Origin of the sequence: Azospirillum sp. TSH20 (assembly GCF_003115935.1) — a bacterium.
Taxonomy (GTDB): domain Bacteria; phylum Pseudomonadota; class Alphaproteobacteria; order Azospirillales; family Azospirillaceae; genus Azospirillum.
The window spans coordinates 1-1,228 of the sequence record NZ_LGQU01000220.1; the positions used below are offsets into that span (position 1 = coordinate 1).

2 protein-coding genes and 1 pseudogene are annotated in these 1,228 nt (G+C 62.6%); 2 read left to right on the forward strand and 1 reads right to left on the reverse strand.

The window, feature by feature from the left end; genetic code table 11:
• Positions 1–230, reverse strand: a pseudogene (locus TSH20_RS34475) (transposase); the annotation flags it as partial.
• Positions 231–532: 302 nt separating this feature from the next.
• Between TSH20_RS34475 and TSH20_RS34480 the strand changes: the two are divergent.
• Together TSH20_RS34480 and TSH20_RS34485 are read left to right on the forward strand one after the other, a co-directional pair.
• Positions 533–1,021 carry a TetR/AcrR family transcriptional regulator gene (locus tag TSH20_RS34480; RefSeq protein ID WP_199232008.1) on the forward strand — a complete coding sequence of 163 codons (489 nt, stop codon included), beginning with the start codon at positions 533–535 and terminating at the stop codon, positions 1,019–1,021.
• On the forward strand, positions 1,018–1,228 hold a 211-nt coding region (locus TSH20_RS34485; protein ID WP_247874566.1), incomplete at its 3' end, for a 3-hydroxyacyl-CoA dehydrogenase NAD-binding domain-containing protein. The genes TSH20_RS34480 and TSH20_RS34485, both read left to right, overlap by 4 nt.

Genomic DNA, 1,228 nt, shown 5'->3' on the forward strand with positions numbered 1-1,228 from the left:
GAAGCATCGCCCTCCTGCTTGGTCGTCAGCTCTGAAGTGAGGATCTCGCCGGTGTCGGGATCGACCGCCAAGTGGAGTTTTCCCCAGCTCCGGTACGCCGTGCCGCCATGCTTCTCCAGGTGCCATTCGCCTTTGCCGAACACCTTCAGTCCTGTGGAGTCGATCACCACCGTCACCGGCCACTCCATCTAGGCCAGCCTCGACGCGACCGCCAGATCGGCGCTGCGCCGATGCTGTCGGCCCGGGTCAAGGCGATGACGTCCATGCGTTCATCCTTCCTTATGCTTGCACCCAAAACATACTTGTTGGAATGCATGTTACTTGTAAGTAGGATGAGGCAAATTGATGCGCTTATCAACAGTGCGCGTGGCTATCAATCGGCCATTGCTGCTGCGGATGTCGGCGCGATGGACGAAAGCGGAGGGGAATGCAAAGGCTGGAGGATGGCCGCGTGCCGGAACGTAGTGACGATGCGATGCAAGATGCTCCAATGCGGAAAACTTTGGACGGCGGATCGCCATGAAAGGCGTCTGTGGACTGCCGGACGGAGCGGGAAGCCAAGCATGTCGCCGTGCTGCGGACGGCGGCGCAGGCCTTCTACGAGATAGGCTTTCACAGCACGTCGCTGGACGACATCGCGCGGCGCCTGAATGTCACCAAGCCGACCATCCACTATTACGTCAGGAACAAGGCGAAGATCCTCTTCGAGTGCGTGCGCATCGGGCTGAAGATGCTCGACGAGGTCTCCAACGACGTGATGGGCCATGGCGGCAGCGCCTATGAGGAACTGACCGCCGTCATGCACAGATATGCCGAGATCGTCACCATGGACTTCGGCCTGTGCGTGATCCGCGTCGGCGAGGAGCCTCGGCCGCCTGATCGAACGCGGCATCGCCGAGAGCTGCATCGCCCGCTGGTACCGGCCGAACGGCGCCCTCAGCGCCCACAACATCGCGGCCCAGTCCATCGACCTGCTGATGAACAGCCTGGGCAAAACCAGAACATCCGGGGAGGACCATGACACTCAATCCCAGGGCCAACCCAACGGCCAACCCAACCGACACCCGATCGGACCTTCAGGGGCCGGTGGCCCCCGATCCTGACGCAGTTGGGCGTGTCGCCGTCATCGGCGCCGGCACCATCGGCGCCAGTTGGGCGGCGCTGTTCCTGTCCAGGGGGATGAGCGTCGCCATCAGCGACCCCAATCCCGCCGCAGAAGTGGCGGGGG